The organism is Burkholderia sp. Ax-1720 (genome assembly GCF_011753035.1).
Taxonomy (GTDB): Bacteria; Pseudomonadota; Gammaproteobacteria; order Burkholderiales; family Burkholderiaceae; genus Burkholderia; species Burkholderia gladioli.
Window position 1 is genome coordinate 1 of the sequence record NZ_VWWK01000322.1, and the last position, 3,662, is coordinate 3,662.

The 3,662-nt window shown below is 73.2% G+C and carries 2 protein-coding genes and 1 pseudogene; all 3 read left to right on the plus strand.

Annotated elements, in window-relative coordinates; all coding sequences use genetic code 11:
• On the plus strand, positions 1-885 hold an 885-nt coding region (locus F3J18_RS36035), incomplete at its 5' end, for a dihydrolipoamide acetyltransferase family protein (RefSeq protein WP_166916919.1).
• 4 nt (positions 886-889) lie between these two features.
• Positions 890-2,287: a dihydrolipoyl dehydrogenase gene (gene lpdA / locus F3J18_RS36040; RefSeq protein WP_103694131.1), complete on the plus strand. Its 1,398-nt coding sequence runs from the start codon at positions 890-892 to the stop codon at positions 2,285-2,287.
• Positions 2,288-3,030: 743 nt separating this feature from the next.
• Positions 3,031-3,662 (plus strand): annotated as a pseudogene (locus tag F3J18_RS36045) (autoinducer binding domain-containing protein); the annotation flags it as partial.

A 3,662-nucleotide genomic window follows, 5' to 3' on the forward strand; every position in this document is an offset into this window, starting at 1 on the left:
CCCGGCGAGCGTCCACTGGCCTCGCCGGCGGTGCGCAAGCGCGCCTGGGATCTCGGCATCGAGCTGCGCTTCGTGCGCGGCTCGGGCGAGGCGGGCCGGATCCTGCACGGGGATCTCGACGCCTGGCTGCAGGGCAGCGGCGGCGCCGCGGCGCCGGCCGGCGCGCGCGCGGCCTATGCCGAGCGCCACGATGAGGAGGCGGTGCCGGTGATCGGCCTGCGCCGCAAGATCGCCGAGAAGATGCAGGAAGCCAAGCGCCGCATCCCGCATTTCAGCTACGTCGAGGAGATCGACGTGACCGAGCTGGAGACGCTGCGCGCCGAGTTGAACCGCCGTCACGGCGAGACGCGCGGCAAGCTCACCATGCTGCCCTTCATCGCGCGCGCGATGGTGGTCGCGCTGCGCGACTTCCCGCAGATCAACGCGCGCTACGACGACGAGGCCGGCGTGGTGACGCGCCACGGCGCCGTGCACCTGGGCGTGGCCACCCAGAGCAAGGGCGGGCTGATGGTGCCGGTGGTGCGCCATGCCGAGGCGCGCGACGTCTGGGCGCTGGCCGCCGAGGTGGCGCGGCTGGCCGAGGCGGCGCGCGCCGGCAAGGCCTCGCGCGAGGAGCTGAGCGGCTCGACCATTACGCTGAGCAGCTTGGGGCCGCTGGGCGGGGTGGTGTCCACGCCCGTCATCAACCATCCCGAGGTGGGCATCGTCGGCGTGAACCGCATCGTCGAGCGGCCGATGATCCGCAACGGCCTGGTGGTGGCGCGCAAGCTGATGAACCTGTCGTCCTCGTTCGACCATCGCGTGGTGGACGGCATGGACGCGGCCGAGTTCATCCAGTCGGTGCGCGCGCTGCTCGAACAACCCGCCCTGCTATTCGTGGACTGAGCCGATGAGCGAACCCATCAACACCACCTTGCTGGTGATCGGCGGCGGGCCCGGCGGCTACGTGGCCGCGATCCGCGCCGCGCAGCTCGGCGTGCCGACCGTGCTGGTCGAGCGCGCGCGGCTGGGCGGCACCTGCCTGAACATCGGCTGCATCCCCTCCAAGGCACTGATCCACGCGGCCGAGGAATTCGACAAGGCCCGCCATTACGCGAAGGAATCGCCGCTGGGCATCAGCGTGGCCTCGCCGGCGATCGACATCGGCCGCACCGTGGCCTGGAAGGACGGCATCGTCGCCAGGCTGACCGGCGGCATCGGCACGCTGATGAAGCGCCACGGCGTGGACGTGCTGCAGGGCGAGGCGCGGGTGATCGACGGCAAGACCGTCGAGGTCGCGCGCGAGGGCGGCGAGCCGCTGCGCGTGCGCGGCGAGCACCTGCTGCTGGCGGCCGGCTCCGAGCCGGTCGCGCTGCCCTCGATGCCGTTCGGCGGCATCGTGCAATCGTCCACCGAGGCGCTCTCGCCGAGTAGCCTGCCCCGGCGCCTGGTGGTGGTGGGCGCCGGTTATATCGGCCTGGAGCTGGCGATCGCCTATCGCAAGCTCGGCGTCGAGGTGGCCGTGGTCGAGGCCCAGGCGCGCATCCTGCCGGCCTGGGACGAGGCGCTGACCAAGCCGGTCGCCGCCTCGCTCGGCAAGCTCGGCATCGCGCTGCACCTGGAGCGCAAGGTGCTGGGCCTGAACGCGGGCGGCGACGCCGTGCGCATCCAGGACGCGGCCGGCGCGGAACACGCGCTGCCGGCCGATCGCGTGCTGGTGGCGGTCGGCCGCCGGCCCCGCACCCAGGGCTGGGGGCTGGAGGCGCTGCAGCTCGATCGCGAGGGCCATGCCCTGAAGATCGACGACCAGTGCCGTACCTCGATGCGCAACGTCTGGGCGATCGGCGACCTGACCGGCGAGCCGATGCTGGCCCATCGCGCCATGGCGCAGGGCGAGATGGTGGCCGAGATCGTCTCGGGCAAGCGGCGGCGCTTCATGCCGGCCGCGATCCCGGCGGTCTGCTTCACCGATCCCGAGGTGGTGTCGGTCGGCCTCGCGCCGCACGACGCGGCCACGCCCGAGGACGCGCTGGTGGCCAGCTTCCCGCTGTCGGTCAACAGCCGCGCCATGACGCTGGAGAGCAGCGACGGTTTCGTGCGCGTGGTGGCGCGCCGCGACGATCACCTGATCCTCGGCTGGCAGGCCGTGGGCCGCGGTGTCTCGGAGCTGTCCGCCGCCTTCGCGCAGTCGCTGGAGATGGGCGCGCGGCTGGAGGACGTGGGCGGCACCATCCACGCCCATCCGACGCTCGGCGAGGCGGTGATGGAGGCCGCCTTGCGGGCGCTCGGCCACGCCCTGCATATCTGAAACGAACCGGCCGTCGCGCGCGACGGCGCGTGACGGCCGGCTGCAGCAAGCCTTGAACAACAAGGCCGGGACGCCTGGCGGACCCGGCGATCAGGCATTCGACGACGAGAGAGTGCGAAGTCTGAACTGACGACCAAGGAACGGCGGGGCGAGCAGGCCGTGGCGCGGGCAACCGCGCTCACGGCCGGGCTCGCACCCGCCGTCATCGTCTCTGCAATCCGGCCCGAGTCCAGGAGACGCCTCGGGCCGCCCGAGCGAACCGGCACCGTGTGCCGCGGCCCCAGGCTGCGGCCGCGCGTGTCGCGCGCGGCGCCGTGCCGCCGCGCTCCATTGGTTCGCCGCCTGACGTTCGCCGCATGCGGGCCGCCCTGGCCATCCATGCGGCGGCGGTGCCCGGCCTCGGCCGCGGCGCCGCTGCGTCGCGTGCCGCCTTCCCGGCGGCCCATCAGTCCGTTTCGATCGGCTCGCATCCCGGCCAGGACGAGGCAGCGCCTCGCCCGCGCCGGTTTCGCGATCCGCCTTTTCTCGTCGCCCGAGATCCCCTGCGCGCGTCGGCACGCCCGCCGCGCGGTTGATCCCACCGATGGCCGTCGGTGCGTGTGACGCGGAGCGAGGCTTGCCGACCCACCTATTCGTCCCCGTCGTTCGAGGCGTTCACGCCCGTACGCAAACCGCTCCCGCCGCGATGCCGGCGGGACGGCCCGCCATCGCCTTCCACTCCCTGCACAGGTGGTCCGGCGCTCATGGCTCGACACTCCGCTTTGCCTTCCTATCTCTCCCCCGATCCCCATTACGACGATGCCCTGCAGATCCGGCACGGCGTGGTGGGCGGGGTTCGTCTCTCGCTGGTCGCGCGCGGCGACGCCGAACGCGGCTTCGTGTTCGAGCGGCATCGCCGCGCGCCCGGCGAGCCGGTCTCGATCCAGCGTCTCGACGCGAGCGAGCGCGCGGCGCTGGCCGCCTTCGTCGCGCATGACCCGTTCGCCGCGCCGCTGGCCAACGAATATCGCGCGGTGCTCGACGCGCTCGAGGCGGGGCTCGCGCGGGCCGGCGGCGCGCCGCGCCTGGACGAGCCCGCCTATGCCTCCGAATGCGAGAGCGACGCCGAGCTGATCGCGCTGATGCGGCGCGTCACGGCGGCATGCGATGCCGCGCAATGCTTCTTCCACTGGTTCGTGTTCGACGAGCCGAGCGGCGAACCCGCCGTCCATCACCTGCTGGTGGGCGGCGATCCGGCCTGGGCGCAGCGCTACACGGGCGGCCACTGGTACCTGAACGACCCGGCGCTGGCGGCCGCGCGCGAGGACACGCGGCCGATGCGCGGCAGCGCGCTGGCGCTGCCGGCCGGCCACTGGCTGCCGCGTCACGGCGCGGC

What these genes read in the sequence shown, in the direction of transcription:
- lpdA (WP_103694131.1), top strand. Translation starts at nt 890, where the DNA reads ATGAGCGAACCCATCAACACCACCTTGCTGGTGATCGGCGGCGGGCCC.